The 13,913-nt window shown below is 65.8% G+C and carries 10 protein-coding genes; 8 read left to right on the top strand and 2 right to left on the bottom strand.

Annotated features, from left to right (window positions below):
* Positions 1 to 10: 10 nt before the first annotated feature.
* The 4 genes from cydX to KVT32_RS17520 are packed head-to-tail and all read left to right on the top strand — an operon-like array spanning position 11 to position 4,184.
* Positions 11 to 136, top strand: a complete 126-nt coding sequence (gene cydX / locus KVT32_RS17505; protein WP_056319618.1) for a cytochrome bd-I oxidase subunit CydX — start codon at positions 11 to 13, stop codon at positions 134 to 136.
* Positions 133 to 1,881, top strand: coding sequence for a thiol reductant ABC exporter subunit CydD (gene cydD / locus KVT32_RS17510; RefSeq protein ID WP_217618574.1), 1,749 nt, complete (start codon positions 133 to 135; stop codon positions 1,879 to 1,881). The genes cydX and cydD overlap by 4 nt, the downstream gene beginning before the upstream one ends.
* Positions 1,878 to 3,575, top strand: a complete 1,698-nt coding sequence (gene cydC / locus KVT32_RS17515) for a thiol reductant ABC exporter subunit CydC (RefSeq protein WP_217618575.1) — start codon at positions 1,878 to 1,880, stop codon at positions 3,573 to 3,575. Before cydD ends, cydC begins: the two co-directional genes overlap by 4 nt.
* A gap of 54 nt (positions 3,576 to 3,629) precedes the next feature.
* The gene (locus tag KVT32_RS17520) at positions 3,630 to 4,184 is read left to right on the top strand and encodes an adenine phosphoribosyltransferase (RefSeq protein ID WP_056319625.1); all 555 of its coding nucleotides are present in this window, start codon (positions 3,630 to 3,632) and stop codon (positions 4,182 to 4,184) included.
* Positions 4,185 to 4,235: 51 nt separating this feature from the next.
* Here KVT32_RS17520 and KVT32_RS17525 read toward each other — a convergent pair whose 3' ends face one another.
* Positions 4,236 to 5,126 carry a LysR family transcriptional regulator gene (locus KVT32_RS17525; RefSeq protein WP_217618576.1) on the bottom strand — a complete coding sequence of 297 codons (891 nt, stop codon included), beginning with the start codon at positions 5,124 to 5,126 and terminating at the stop codon, positions 4,236 to 4,238.
* 385 nt (positions 5,127 to 5,511) lie between these two features.
* Between KVT32_RS17525 and KVT32_RS17530 the strand changes: the two genes are divergently transcribed.
* Together KVT32_RS17530 and KVT32_RS17535 are read left to right on the top strand one after the other, a co-directional pair.
* Positions 5,512 to 5,892: a DUF4148 domain-containing protein gene (locus KVT32_RS17530; protein ID WP_217618577.1), complete on the top strand. Its 381-nt coding sequence runs from the start codon at positions 5,512 to 5,514 to the stop codon at positions 5,890 to 5,892.
* Positions 5,893 to 6,355: 463 nt separating this feature from the next.
* Positions 6,356 to 7,468 (top strand): porin, encoded by a 1,113-nt coding sequence (locus KVT32_RS17535; RefSeq protein WP_062838947.1) that lies wholly within the window; start codon positions 6,356 to 6,358, stop codon positions 7,466 to 7,468.
* 161 nt (positions 7,469 to 7,629) lie between these two features.
* On the opposite strand, the gene ilvA is transcribed toward KVT32_RS17535, so the two are convergent.
* Positions 7,630 to 9,138, bottom strand: coding sequence for a threonine ammonia-lyase, biosynthetic (ilvA, locus tag KVT32_RS17540; RefSeq protein WP_056319636.1), 1,509 nt, complete (start codon positions 9,136 to 9,138; stop codon positions 7,630 to 7,632).
* Positions 9,139 to 9,233: 95 nt separating this feature from the next.
* On the opposite strand from ilvA, the gene KVT32_RS17545 reads away from it, so the two are divergent.
* Positions 9,234 to 9,770 carry a YqaA family protein gene (locus KVT32_RS17545; protein WP_056319771.1) on the top strand — a complete coding sequence of 179 codons (537 nt, stop codon included), beginning with the start codon at positions 9,234 to 9,236 and terminating at the stop codon, positions 9,768 to 9,770.
* A gap of 132 nt (positions 9,771 to 9,902) precedes the next feature.
* Positions 9,903 to 13,862, top strand: a complete 3,960-nt coding sequence (locus KVT32_RS17550) for an FAD/FMN-binding oxidoreductase (RefSeq protein ID WP_175156589.1) — start codon at positions 9,903 to 9,905, stop codon at positions 13,860 to 13,862.
* The last annotated feature ends 51 nt before the right edge of the window (positions 13,863 to 13,913 follow it).

Genomic DNA, 13,913 nt, shown 5'->3' on the forward strand with positions numbered 1-13,913 from the left:
AGCCTCGTCCATGTGGTATTTCTCGTGGATTCTCGGCCTTGGCCTGGCGTGCGCATTCGCCATTCTCAATGCGATGTGGTTCGAGCTGCGCGAAGGTCAGACCCATGACCCGCGCGCCAGCCGCGACGTCGAGTGAGCGGCGGCGCAAGCAGCCTCGAGCACGACCCGTCGGCGTCCCTGCAGAAGCCGCCGCGCGAACAGTCGCGGTGGCTGATGGGACTGGCCAGGACGGCGCGGTATCCGCTGATCGTGGCGGGCGCCGCGCCGCTGGTCAGCGGCGCATTGCTCGTCGTGCAGGCCTGGCTTCTTGCCAGCGTGCTGGACGCGGCGATCGTGGGTGGCACGCCGCGGCACGAACTGCTGGGCGGCATCGCCGGTATTGCGGGGCTGATGCTGCTGCGCGCTTGCATCGCCTGGGCGGGCGAGCGCGCCGGCGCGGATGCCTCCGAGCGCATCAAGCGCCACGTTCGCCAGTCGCTGTTCCTGCGGCTGGTGCAAAAAGGCCCTTACTGGAGCCGCGGCAAAGCGTCAGGCGAACTGGCGAGCGCGGTGGTCGACCAGGTCGAGGCGCTGGATGGCTTCTTTGCGAAGTATCTGCCCGCGATGGCTGCGGCCGCGATGCTGCCGGTGGCGTTCTCGGTGGTGCTGCTGCCCGTCGACGTGATCGCGGGCCTGGTGCTGCTGATCACGGCGCCGCTGATTCCGCTCTTCATGGCGCTGGTGGGGTGGGGCGCGCAAGGCGCCAGCCGCCGCCACCTGCGTGCGTTCGCCCGGCTGTCGGGGTTTTTCGCGGACCGGTTGCGTGGGCTGTCCACGCTGAAGCTGTATGGGCGCGCGCAGGCCGAGGCCCAGTCCGTCGTGGCCGCCAGCGATGCGCTGCGCCAGCGGACGATGTCGGTGCTGCGCATCGCGTTTCTGTCCTCGGCCGTACTGGAATTTTTTGCCGCGTTGGGCGTGGCGGGCATTGCGGTCTACATCGGCCTGACTTACCTGGGATTTCTGGACATGCGCTGGTCGCCGCTGACGCTGCAGGCCGGGCTGTTCTGCCTGTTGATGGCGCCCGAGGTCTACGCGCCGCTGCGCCAGTTTGCCGCCCATTATCACGACCGCGCGACGGCGCTGGCCGCCGTCACGCAAATTGCCGTCCTGTTCGATGGCCTGCCGCAAGCCGAGGCCGAAGCAGCGCCCGCTTTGGGCGGCAAGCCCGCGCATGCCGGCAAGGGCGCCGCGGTTGTCATCGATGGATTGCGGGTCGAGGCGCCGGGCCGCGGCCACGCGGTGCTGGCCGATGCGGCGCTTGCGCTCGCGCCCGGCGAGCACATGGCGCTGATGGGACCCAGCGGTATCGGCAAGTCCACCCTGATCGAAGCCATCGCGCGCCTGCGGCCCGCCGACGGTGATATTCGCATCGATGGCCTGCCGCTGGCGCAATGGGACGAGACCGCCTTGCGCCAGCGTGTGGCGCTGATCGGCCAGCGGCCGCAATTGCTGGCCGGATCGATCGCCGACAACATCCGGCTGGGCCGGCCCGGCGCCACGGATGCGCAGATCGAGGATGCCGCGCGCCGCGCTTGCGTGCTGGAGTTCGCGCAGGACCTGCCGCAAGGATTGGATACCGTGCTGGGCAGCCGCGGCCATGGCTTGTCCGGCGGGCAGGCGCAGCGCGTGGCGCTGGCCCGCCTGTTCCTGCGCGATCCGGGGCTTATCCTGCTGGACGAACCCACCGCCCACCTGGACGACGCGACGCAGGCCCGGGTGCTGGATGAGATTCTGCAATTTGCCGCTGGCCGCACCTTGGTGCTGGCGACGCACGCGCCCGCGGTGGCCGCGCGCTTGCCGCGCGTGGCGCGCATCGCCGCCGGCGCCGTGGAAGACGCATGAAGAATCTGTTGTTGCTCCTGCCGCTATACGCACGCCGCAAAGGCGGGCTTTTGCTCGCATTGTTCTGTGCGCTGGCGACCGTGGCCGCCGGCGTGGGACTGCTGGGCGTGTCGGGCTGGTTCCTGACGGGCGCGTTCCTGGCCGGCGCCGGCAGCGTCTTCAACCTGTTTGCGCCGTCCGCGCTGGTGCGGGGACTGTCCTTCCTGCGGATCGTGTCGCGCTATGCCGACCGGGTGGTCGGTCATGCCGCCACGCTGCGCTTGTTGGCGGATCTGCGCGCCTTGGTGTTTTCGGCGCTGATCCGGCTGACGCCGCGTCAGCTTGCGCGTTATCGCAGCGGCGATCTGGTCGCCCGCATGACGAACGACGTCGATGCGTTGGATACGGTCTTTCTGTTTGTGCTGGCGCCGCTGGCCACCGCCATCGTTGCCGGCGCGGTGCTGACCGCCGTGCTGGGGCAATGGGTTCCCGCGGCGGCGCTGGTCTTTGCACTGGCGCTGCTGACGGCGTGCGTGATCGTGCCCCTGTGGCTGCTGCGCGCGGCGCGCAAGCCGGGCGCAGCCGCGCAGGAAAGCGCGGCGGGGTTGCGCGCCGCCACGCTGGATGCGGTTGACGGCCACGCCGACATGGTGGCCCTGCATGCCCAGGCCGAGACGCTGGCGCATTTCGAGCGTCTGTGCGAAGCCAGCGCCCAGGCGCGCCGCAGCCAGGCGCGGGTGGCGGTGCGCGGGCAATGGTTCCTGCAGGTGGCCGCGGGCGTGGCGGTGATGGCGCTGTTGTGGTTTGGGCTTGCCGCGCATGAGGCGGGGCGGATCGAAGCCCCCGTCCTGGCGGGCTTGCTGCTGGCCGTCATCGGCATTTTCGAGGTCGCCGGTCCGATCATGCGGGGCGCATCCCGGATGGGATCGGCAATGTCGGCCGCCGCGCGCATCCGCGAGGTCACGCAATGCGAACCCGACATGCAGGATCCGGCGGGGCCGCGCCCCTTGCCCCACAGCGGCGCGCTGGAACTGGATGGTGTCGGCTTCGCCTATCCGGCCCGCGCCGCCGGCGATGGCGTGCGGGTACTGAAAGACATCAACCTGCGAATCGAACCGGGCGAACGCGTGGCCATCCTGGGCCCAAGCGGCGCGGGGAAGTCCACGCTGCTGCATCTGATCCTAAGGCTTGAGGATCCGCAGGCAGGGCAGGTCCGCTTCGGCGGGTGCGATGCGCGCGAATGTGCGCAGGCCGACTGGCACCGGCGGATCGTCCTGCTTTCGCAGGATTCGCCCCTGTTTCTGGGCACGCTGCGCACGAACCTGTTGATCGGCAATCCCGACGCCGACGATGGCGCGCTTTGGCAGGCGCTGGATGCAGCAAGACTCGGTGATTTCGTGCGCGGTCTGCCCGATGGCCTGGACACCTGGGCTGGCGAAACCGGCTCGCAGCTGTCGGCCGGGCAAGCGCGGCGCCTGTGCCTGGCCCGGGCGTTGCTGGCGCCCGCCGCGGTCATCGTGCTGGACGAGCCGACCGCGGGATTGGATGGCGCGGCCGAAGCGGCATTCTTTGCGGACCTGGAACACGCGGTGCGCGGACGCACCGTGGTGCTGGCCACGCACGCGGCCCTGCCCGAGGGCGCGGTGCACCGTTGCCATGTGTTGCGCAACGGTCGACTGCATGACATGTCATCGCATGCGGCAATCCTGGCTTAAGCGCGGCGGCGCGGTTATAGTTCGCCTTGCTTCAATTCACTCAGGGCCGTATCCATGCAGACCGACAACGCCGAGTTCATCCGGCGCACCATCCGCAGCGTTCCGGACTGGCCCCAACCCGGTGTCACGTTCCGCGATATCACGCCGGTGCTGCAGGATCCGCGTGCGTTCCGCGTCCTGATCGATCTCTTCGTCTATCGCTACATGCGCCAGCGCCTGGATCTGGTGGCGGGTGTGGACGCGCGCGGCTTCATCGTGGGCAGCGTACTGGCCTATGAACTGAACCTGGGCTTCGTGCCCGTGCGCAAGAAGGGCAAGCTGCCTTACCGCACGGTGGCAGAGGAATACTCGCTCGAATACGGCAACGCGGCCGTCGAGATGCACACGGATTCGGTCCGTACGGGCCAGCGTGTCCTGCTGGTGGACGATCTGATCGCCACGGGCGGCACCATGCTCGCGGCCATCAAGCTGCTGCAGCGCCTGGGCGCCAACGTGGTGGAAGCCGCCGCGATCATTGATTTGCCGGATCTGGGCGGGTCCGCCAAGGTGGCTGCCACCGGCACGCCGCTCTACACGGTCTGTCAGTACGGCGCAGACACGACGCCGTAGCGGTACGGCATCAGCCGCCTCCTTCGCAGGAGGCCGCCCTGCGCACCTTCCTCAGGCGTCAGACAAGCGGGGCTGGATGAAATCCAGAAAAGCCTTGGTCTTGGCCGGCAGCATGCGCGAGGGCAGCAGCGCAAACAAGGGCAGGGGCGTCAGGCTCCACTCCGGCAGCACGCGCACCAACCCCGTTTGCTTGATGGCGCGCTCCATCGCGTCGAACACCAGCAGCGGGGTGATGCCCAACCCCTGACCGGCCAATCGTCCCAGCATCCCCACGTTATTGGCCGACAGGCGGCCAGACACCTGCACGCGCTCGACCTTGTCGCCCGAATGGAGCATCCAGAAGGACGATTCCTCGCGCATGGTGGGGCGCAGGCATTCGTGGTGGGTCAGGTCCGCCGGTACGCGCGGTTCGCCGTGGCGGGCCAGATACTCGGGCGACGCATAGAGCTGGTGCGCCATCAGCACGATCTTGCGCGAGATGAGGCTGGAATCGGGCTGCTGCCCGAAACGCAGGATCAGGTCGAATGGATTACTGATGGGATCGATCGGGCGCATGCTCAGATCGAAGTCGCATTCGATATCCGGATGCTGTTCGCGAAATTCGCGGATCACGGCGGGCAGGAACAATTGCGCCAGGCTGGTCGGCAGCGAGATCCGCAGACGGCCCTTGGGCTGCACGGCCATGTCCAGCAGTTGGTCGTGCGCGATGCGGGCCTCGTCGACGATATGGCGGCAACGTTCGAAGTAGATGGCGCCGGCTTCGGTCAGATCGATCTTGCGGGTGCTGCGGTTGAGCAGCCGCATGCCCACGCTGCGTTCCAGTTCGCTGACCCGGCGCGAGAGCGTGGAGGTCGGGATATTCAAGGCTTCGGCGGCGTGGCTGAAGTTCTTGCGCTTGGCGACCTCGACGAATAGCGCGATGTCGTTAAGCTGAATGTCCATGAATGTCCTCGAGACTCAAGTTTCCATTTCTGGCAGATTCGTATGATAAATGGAATCATTGTCCCGCCAGTAGAAATGTCTATTTCTCCACTTTGAACAACAATTCCATCGCGTGGGGGCTTCATATTGCGATACCCACCTTGCGGGAAACTGAACAAATGCGAGGTTTGGCATCATCCAGCGCAACCATTGCGGGCCCCTTTCACATAGAGACATGACCCGGATCCGGCACGCAATTGTCCCATCCGTGCAAATATGTTCCCCAAATTAAGGGTTTTTACTAAGCGCCAATCGCCAGATACTTCGTCCCAGCAATCAAATTGTCATATCGAGCCCGCCAGCCTGGCGCGAGACGATGTGCAACGTTTAGGATGGAGTCATCGCAATGAAAGCCCTAGCAACCGCACTCATGGTTACCGCCACTTTGGTTGGCATGTCCGCCGCTCACGCCGATGGCAAGACGCGTGAACAAGTCCAGCAGGAACTGCAAGCCGCCAAGGCCGCGGGCACCGTCACGTTCGGCGAACTGGACTATCCGCCCGCTGCCCCCCAGACCACCAGCCTGTCGCGCGAACAGGTTCAGCAGGAACTGCAAAGCGCCAAGGCCGCAGGCCAGGTGACGAGCGCTGAACTCGACTATCCGCCCAAGGCCGTCTCGCAGACCGTCGGCAAGACCCGTGCGGAAGTTCGCCAGGAACTGGCCGATGCCAAGGCGCGCGGCGAATACACGTTCGGCGAACTGGATTACCCGCCCAAGGGCCGCTGATTCAAAACCGGCTATCCAGCCGCCCGGAAGGTCACCGAAAGAACCCCTTGTGACGCCGAGGGGTTTTTTTGCGTCCTGCTTTTTTGCGTCCTGCTTTTTGTTCGGCGGCTGAATCCGTGTGGCATTTACGCTGCAAAAACTGTTCCGCTCCCGCTACATCTGTTTGCCGCCAGGACGCGCGCCGCATGGCCGATCCGGTGATGTGAAAGCGCGATGCGAGCAATGATTCATATTTGAGATCAAGGTGTTAGCAGGCGCCAAGTGACGCCGCGCGCCTTCAGGGGCGCGTCATTATCCCAACCATGGAAAGTAGTTCGTCGAAATCCGGGTTACTACGAACTGCTACAAGCCGGACACTACCTCCAGTGCATCAGCCGCGCGATTGGACGCAGCGGCATGCGAGGTTCCGCGGTCTTGCGGCGCCAAGCAGTGCGCCTTTCATCTCGCCATTTTGGGGTTTCAAATGAAGAAGACGTTTTTGGCCGTCGCGTTGCTGACCGGCTTTGCCGGCGCCGCGCAGGCCGCCGATTCCGTGACGCTGTACGGTTTGATCGACGCTGGCCTTGGCTACGAAAAAGTGAAGTTCAAGGGCGACTCGCAGAGCCGCATCGGTGCGGTGCAGGGCGTGAGCAGCGGTTCGCGCTTCGGTCTGCGCGGCACGGAAGACCTGGGCGACGGCCTGCGCGCGGTGTTCACGCTGGAAGGCGGCTTCGGTCCCCTGAACGGCAACTCGCTGCAGAGCAACCGCCTGTTCGGCCGTCAGGCCACCGTCGGCCTGGACAGCGATTCGTGGGGCCGTCTGGAATTCGGCCGTCAGACCAACCTGGCCTCGAAGTACTTCGGCTCGATCGACCCGTTCTCGATCAGCTACAACAACGCCAACATGGGCACCACGTTCGGCAGCGCCAACACGATGCGCCTGGACAACATGGTCCTGTATCAGACCCCCAGCCTGGGCGGCCTGAAGGTCGGCCTGGGTTATGCGTTCAGTGCGGACGACACCGTTACCGACTCGACGCAGAAGGGCTTTGCGACGGGCAACAACAACCGCGTGATCACCGCCGGCGTGCAGTACGTCAACGGCCCGCTGAACCTGGCCGCCGCCTACGATCGCTTCAACCCGTCCAACGACCGCGTCGGCGGCAAGGATGCGGCGCGCATTCAGGAATACATCGTCGGCGGTTCGTACGACTTTGAAGTCGTGAAGCTGGCCGCCGCCTTTGGCCAGACCCGCGACGGCTGGTTCATCGGCCAGAACATGGGCACCACGCCCGACGGCATGAACAAGCTGGGTTCGTTCAAGCTGGCCGACGGCTTTCGCGCCAACTCGTACATGGTCGGCGCCACCGTGCCGCTGGGCCGCCACGCCGTGTTCGGCTCGTGGCAGCGCGCCACCGCCAGCAATGACAAGCTGACGGGTGACGACGCAACGTTCAACGTGTACAGCCTTGGCTATACCTACGAGTTCACCAAGCGCACGAACCTGTACGCGTACGCCTCTTATGGCGACAACTACGCGTTCCAGCACGATGCCACCGATACGGCGGTTGCCGTCGGTCTGCGTCACCGTTTCTAAGCAACAGCGCGTCCGGCCGGACCTTGCTGAATGCGCGGGCCATTCTCCGTGGACCGCCGAGTGACAGCGAACCCCCCCTACATTGGGTTCGGCCGGGCGTGACTTGCGCCCAGAAGGGAAGGGCCTCCGCAAGGAGGCCCTCTCGCATTGCAGCGCCGGAACTACAGGAAGAGCTTGTAGGCCGGGTTGTCGGTCTCGTTCCAGTGGGGATAACCCAATTCCGCCACGAAGTTGCGGAACAGCTTCTTGTCCGCGGGCGGCACCTGGATGCCGATCAGGATGCGGCCGTAGTCCGCGCCCTGGTTGCGGTAATGGAACAGGCTGATGTTCCAGTCGGGATTCATCGCATTCAGAAAGCGCATCAGCGCGCCCGGACGCTCGGGAAATTCAAACCGGTACAGCAATTCGTTTCGCGCCAGCGCCGAGCGGCCGCCCACCATGTGGCGCAGGTGGGTCTTGGCCATTTCGTCGTGAGTCAGATCCAGCGTGTCGAATCCGTGCCGGCGGAAGTTCGCGGCGATCTTGTCGGGTTCCGCGGCGGACGAGACCTGGATGCCGACGAACACGTGGGCGCGATCCGCGTCCGAGATGCGGTAGTTGAATTCGGTGACGCTGCGTTCGCCCACCAGTTCGCAGAAGCGGCGGAAACTCCCGCGCTGCTCGGGCATGGTGACCGCGAAGACGGCCTCGCGCATTTCGCCGACCTCGGCGCGTTCGGCCACGAAGCGCAGCCGGTCGAAGTTCATGTTCGCGCCGCATGCAATGGCGACGAGCGTCTTGTTCTTCAGGTTGTGCTCGGCCGCGTACTGCTTGGCGCCTGCCACCGCCATCGCGCCGGCCGGCTCCAGCACGCTGCGCGTGTCCTGAAAGACGTCCTTGATGGCCGCGCAGATCGCATCGGTGTTGACCACCACGTAATCGTCCACGTACTTGCGCGCCAGCTTGAAGGTCTCGGCGCCCACCATCTTGACCGCCGTGCCGTCCGAGAACAGGCCGACGTCGTTCAGCTGGACGCGCCGGCCCGCGCGCACGCTGCGCAGCATGGCGTCGGAGTCCTCGGTCTGCACGCCGATGATCTTGATTTCGGGACGCAGCTGCTTGATGTACGCCGCGACCCCGGCAATGAGGCCGCCGCCGCCGATGGCCACGAAGATCGCATCGATGTGGCCGGGGTGCTGGCGCAGGATTTCCATGCCGACGGTGCCCTGGCCGGCGATCACGTCGGGATCGTCGAAGGGATGGACGAAGGTCAGCTTCTCTTTCTTTTCCAGCACCTGCGCGTGCGCGTAGGCATCCGAAAAGCTTTCGCCGGCCAGCACGACCTCGCCGCCCAGGCGGCGCACGGCATCGATCTTGACCTGCGGGCTGGTCGTGGGCATGACGATCACGGCGCGGCAGCCCAGGCGGCTGGCCGCCAGCGCGACGCCCTGCGCGTGGTTGCCGGCCGAGGCGGCGATGACGCCGCGGTTGCGGGCCGCCGGACTCAGGTTCGCCATCTTGTTGTAGGCGCCGCGCAGCTTGAAGCTGAACACCGCCTGGGTATCCTCGCGCTTGAGCAACATCGTGTTCGACATCCGCTGCGACAGCAGGGGCGCTGCCTCGAGCGGGGATTCGACCGCAACGTCGTAAACCTTGGAAGTCAGGATGCGTTTCAGATAATCAGTGGACATGGACCGCGCGACAGGGCAAGAGTGGGGACTGGCCAGGATTATTGCAGGGAATGCCTGTCGCCTTCCCGGTTTCCCGCGGCTACACTGCCGCAACCATGGAAGAAAGTCTCTTATCCGCAGTTCATTGGCTCTTGGGGGTGCTGGCGCTGCCCTCCGTGGGCCTGCCGGCCATCTTCACCGTCTCGCTCGTGTCCGCGACCCTGCTGCCGCTGGGCTCCGAGCCGGCGGTGTTCGGCTATATCAAGCTATCGCCGGACATGTTCTGGCCCGCCGTCCTGGTGGCGACGGCCGGCAACACCGTGGGCGGGGCCATCAGCTACGCGATGGGGCTTGGCGCCGAGAAAGCGGTCGAGCGCTGGAAGGAAAAGCATCCCCATCCGCATCCCAAGGCCACCGAAGGCGGCCGGATGCGCGGACGCTGGAACGAGCGTGCCCACGATTGGCTGCATCGGATGGGGCCGCCGGCGCTGCTCTTGTCCTGGTTGCCCGCGGTGGGTGACCCCCTGTGCGCCGTCGCGGGCTGGTTGCGCCTGTCCTTCTGGCCCTGCGTCTTCTACATGGCCATCGGCAAATTCATGCGCTATCTGTTCATGACTGCCGGCCTGCTCTGGTTCTTCCCGGGCAAAATCTAGCGCTGACGCCACACTTAAACGGGGACGAAACACGTCGTCCCCGATGCGCTTTTGCACGGCTTGCCCGGGTTATTCGGGGCCAGGTCGGGACAATGGCATAAAATACTTTTTTAAGGGCCCCCTCTTGCCGCCATGAACGCCCCACTCGCCAGCCACATCTTGAACGGGGCGATGCCGCCCGCCGCACCCGCGCGATTGCGCGAAATCCCCTACAACTACACGTCGTTTTCCGACCGCGAAATCGTGGGCCGGTTGCTGGGCGAAGATGCCTGGAGCCTGTTGAGCGATCTGCGCGGCGAGCGCCGCACGGGCCGTTCCGCCCGGATGCTCTACGAAGTGTTGGGCGATATCTGGGTCGTGCGCCGCAACCCTTACCTGCAGGATGACCTGCTCGACAATCCCAAGCGCCGCAAGCAGCTCATCGAGGCCTTGCATCACCGCCTTGGCGAAATCGACAAGCGCCGCGAACCGGGCGCGCCCGCCGAAGCCGGCCACGATCCGCATCGCGACGAGAAGGTGGTCGGGCTGCTGGCCCGGGCGCGTTCGGCCATTGCCGCCTTCGAAGGCGAGTTCGACCAGACTGCCATGATGCGCAAGCAGGCCCAGAAGGTGCTGGGCCGCATCACGGCGCGCGACAACATCAAGTTCGACGGCCTGTCGCGCGTGTCGCACGTTACCGATGCGACCGACTGGCGCGTGGAATACCCCTTTGTCGTGCTCACGCCCGACACCGAGGACGAGATCGCCGCGCTGGTCACCGCCTGTATCGAACTGGGCCTGACCATCGTGCCGCGCGGCGGCGGCACCGGATACACCGGCGGCGCCATTCCGCTGACCTGGAAGTCGGCGGTCATCAACACCGAGAAATTCGACAAGCTGGGCAAGGTCGAGTCCTGTATCCTGCCCGGCCTCACCGAACCCGTCGCGGTCATCCACGCCGGCGCCGGCGTGGTCACCAAGCGCGTGTCCGAAGCGGCCGAGGCGGCCGGCTTTGTATTCGCCGTGGACCCGACGTCCGCCGAGGCCTCGTGCGTGGGCGGCAACATCGCCATGAACGCCGGCGGCAAGAAGGCCGTGCTGTGGGGCACCGCGCTGGACAACCTGGCCTGGTGGCGCATGGTCGATCCGGACGGCAACTGGCTGGAAGTCACGCGCCTTGACCACAACATGGGCAAGATCCATGACGTGGAAGTGGCCCGCTTCGAGCTCAAGTGGTTCGACGGCAAGGGCAAGCCCGGCGAACGCCTGCTCAAGACCGAGACGCTGGAAATCCAGGGCCGCGTGTTCCGCAAGGAAGGCCTGGGCAAGGACGTCACCGACAAGTTCCTGGCAGGTCTGCCCGGCATCCAGAAAGAAGGCTGCGATGGTCTCATCACGTCGGCGCGCTGGGTGCTGCACCGCATGCCGCGCCACACGCGCACCGTCTGCATGGAGTTCTTCGGGCAGGCGCGCGACGCCATCCCGTCGATCGTCGAGGTCAAGGGTTACCTGGACGGCGAAGGCAAGGCGCGCGGCGCCATCCTGGCCGGCCTGGAGCACCTGGACGAACGCTATCTCCGCGCGGTGGGCTACGCCACCAAGAGCAAGCGCGGCGTGCTGCCCAAGATGGTCCTGATCGGCGACATCGTCGGCGATGACGACGACGCGGTGGCCGCGGCCGCCAGCGAGGTCGTGCGCCTGGCCAACACGCGCCACGGCGAAGGCTTTGTGGCCGTCAGCCCCGAGGCGCGCAAGAAATTCTGGCTGGACCGCTCGCGCACCGCCGCGATCGCCCGTCACACCAACGCCTTCAAGATCAACGAAGACGTCGTGATCCCGCTGCCCCGCATGGGCGAATACACGGACCACATCGAACGCATCAACATCGAGCTCTCCACGAGCAACAAGCTCAAGCTGCTGGGGGAACTTGACGCGTATCTGTGCACGCCGCTGCCGGTGGGCAAGATCGACGATGCCGACATCGAAACCACCCGCGCCGAAGCGCTGGCCGAGCGCACGCGCCAGGCCATCGAACTGATCGCCGCCACGCGCCAGCGCTGGCAATGGTTGCTGGACAACCTGGACCTGCCGCTGGGCGAGGCGCTGCCGCAACTGGACGGACTGGGCCTTGGCGAACTGCGCGCCACGTTGACCCAACGCCTGGCCGCCCAGCCCGGCGCACGCGTCTTTGACGTGGTGCAGGACCGCACCATCCGGGTCTCCTGGAAGACCGAGGTGCTGGCGGGCCTGCAGCGCGCGTTCTCGGGCGCGGCCTACAAGAAGATCGTCGACGAACTCGTCGCCATTCACGCCCGGGTGCTCAAGAGCCGCGTGTTCGTCGCGTTGCACATGCATGCCGGCGACGGCAACGTGCACACCAACATCCCGGTCAACTCGGACGACTACGAAATGCTGCGCGAGGCCCACGCGGCCGTCGAGCGCATCATGCAGATCGCCCGCGACCTGGACGGCGTGATCTCCGGCGAACACGGCATCGGCCTGACCAAGTACGAGTTCCTGACCGAGGCCGAGCTGGCCCCGTTCCAGGACTACAAGCGCCGCGTCGACCCGAATGGCCACTTCAACGCCGGAAAGCTCATGCCCGGCGCGGACCTGCGCCACGCCTGGACGCCCAGCTTCAACCTGATGGGCCACGAGTCGCTGATCATGCAGCAAAGCGACATCGGCGCCATTTCGGAATCGATCAAGGACTGCCTGCGCTGCGGCAAGTGCAAGCCGGTGTGCGCCACGCACGTGCCGCGCGCGAACCTGCTGTACTCGCCCCGCAACAAGATCCTGGCCACGTCGCTGCTGGTCGAAGCCTTCCTGTACGAAGAGCAGACCCGCCGCGGCGTCAGCCTGAAGCACTGGGAAGAGTTCGAAGACGTTGCCGACCACTGCACCGTCTGCCACAAGTGCTACAACCCCTGTCCGGTCGACATCGACTTCGGCGACGTGTCGATGAACATGCGCGCCGTGCTGCGCCGCATGGGCCGCAAGTCGTTCAACCCGGGCACGGCCAGCGCCATGTTCTTCTTGAACGCCAAGGACCCGGCCACCATCAACGCCACCCGCAAGGCGATGGTGGGCGTGGGCTACAAGGTGCAGCGCGCCGCGCACGACCTGTTCTCGGGCCTGGTCAAGAAGCAGACGGCCAAGCCGCCCGCCACGGTAGGCAAGCCGCCGCTGCGCGAGCAGGTGGTGCACTTCGTGAACAAGAAGATGCCGGGCGGGCTGCCCAAGCAGGCCGCGCGCAAATTGCTCGACATCGAAGACGCGAACTACGTGCCGATCATCCGCGACCCCAAGGCCACCACGGCCGACACGGAAGCGGTGTTCTACTTCCCGGGCTGCGGTTCCGAGCGCCTGTTCTCGCAGGTGGGCCTGGCCACGCAGGCGATGCTGTGGCACGCCGGCGTGCAGACCGTGCTGCCGCCCGGCTACCTGTGCTGCGGCTATCCCCAGCGCGGCAACGGCATGACCGACAAGGCCGAGCAGATCATCACCGACAACCGGGTGCTGTTCCACCGCGTCGCCAACACGCTGAACTACCTGGACATCAAGACCGTGGTGGTCAGCTGCGGCACCTGTTACGACCAGCTTGCCGGCTATGAATTCGAAAAGATCTTCCCGGGCTGCCGGCTGATCGACATCCACGAATACCTGCTGGAAAAGGGCATCAAGCTGGAAGGTGCCAAGGGCGTGCGCTACATGTACCACGACCCCTGCCACACGCCGATGAAGTTGCAGGAACCCATGAAGACCGTGCGCGCGCTGGTGGGCGATGGCGCGATCAAGAGCGACCGCTGCTGCGGCGAGTCGGGCACGCTGGCGGTCAGCCGACCCGATATCTCCACGCAGGTGCGCTTTCGCAAGCAGGAAGAGCTGCAGAAGGGCGATGCCGCGATCCGCAACGACGGCTTCACGGGCGACGTGAAGGTCCTCACCTCGTGCCCGTCGTGCCTGCAGGGCCTGTCGCGCTACGAAGGCGACACCGGCATGGAAGCCGACTACATCGTGGTCGAGATGGCGCGCCACATTCTTGGCGAAGGCTGGATGGAAGACTACGTGCGCCGCGCCAACGCGGGCGGGATCGAACGGGTCCTGGTGTAATCCGCGCCCTGCGCAATCGAGAACCGCGGCCAGCGATGGCCGCGGTTTTTT

The organism is Achromobacter sp. GbtcB20, assembly GCF_019091095.1.
GTDB lineage: Bacteria > Pseudomonadota > Gammaproteobacteria > Burkholderiales > Burkholderiaceae_B > Achromobacter > Achromobacter mucicolens.

What these genes read in the sequence shown, in the direction of transcription:
- KVT32_RS17525 (WP_217618576.1), bottom strand. Translation starts at nt 5,126, where the DNA reads ATGGACATTCAGCTTAACGACATCGCGCTATTCGTCGAGGTCGCCAAG.
- KVT32_RS17530 (WP_217618577.1), top strand. Translation starts at nt 5,512, where the DNA reads ATGAAAGCCCTAGCAACCGCACTCATGGTTACCGCCACTTTGGTTGGC.
- ilvA (WP_056319636.1), bottom strand. Translation starts at nt 9,138, where the DNA reads ATGTCCACTGATTATCTGAAACGCATCCTGACTTCCAAGGTTTACGAC.
- KVT32_RS17545 (WP_056319771.1), top strand. Translation starts at nt 9,234, where the DNA reads ATGGAAGAAAGTCTCTTATCCGCAGTTCATTGGCTCTTGGGGGTGCTG.
- KVT32_RS17520 (WP_056319625.1), top strand. Translation starts at nt 3,630, where the DNA reads ATGCAGACCGACAACGCCGAGTTCATCCGGCGCACCATCCGCAGCGTT.
- KVT32_RS17535 (WP_062838947.1), top strand. Translation starts at nt 6,356, where the DNA reads ATGAAGAAGACGTTTTTGGCCGTCGCGTTGCTGACCGGCTTTGCCGGC.
- KVT32_RS17550 (WP_175156589.1), top strand. Translation starts at nt 9,903, where the DNA reads ATGAACGCCCCACTCGCCAGCCACATCTTGAACGGGGCGATGCCGCCC.
- cydX (WP_056319618.1), top strand. Translation starts at nt 11, where the DNA reads ATGTGGTATTTCTCGTGGATTCTCGGCCTTGGCCTGGCGTGCGCATTC.
- cydC (WP_217618575.1), top strand. Translation starts at nt 1,878, where the DNA reads ATGAAGAATCTGTTGTTGCTCCTGCCGCTATACGCACGCCGCAAAGGC.